The following is a 259-nucleotide window of genomic DNA, read 5'->3' on the forward strand; positions in this document are numbered from 1 at the left end:
TACCGAATGCTGCTGCCACATGAATTGGTGTTCGTCGCGCTTGAGAGTGCCGTTGATGCCCACCAGCACGGCTTTTTCCCCCACAAGGTCCGTGCGCATGTCGATGCCGTCGCTGCCTTCGGTACCGAACCCCGACAGCCAGACCACTACCGGCCAGCCCTCGCTCGGGGCCTTGCCCTGGGGAATGCTGAAGGCCGCAAGGCCCGCATCCCTGGCCTTGGCCGGGTAGTTCTTCTCGGCGGCCTGCAACAGCTTCTTG

At 63.7% G+C, this 259-nt stretch carries 1 pseudogene; it reads right to left on the reverse strand.

From position 1 onward, the window contains the following. Positions 1-259, reverse strand: a pseudogene (locus SB756_RS31850) (hypothetical protein); the annotation flags it as partial.

Origin of the sequence: Pseudomonas sp. SIMBA_068 (genome assembly GCF_046534705.1) — a bacterium.
In the GTDB taxonomy this organism is placed as follows: domain Bacteria; phylum Pseudomonadota; class Gammaproteobacteria; order Pseudomonadales; family Pseudomonadaceae; genus Aquipseudomonas; species Aquipseudomonas putida.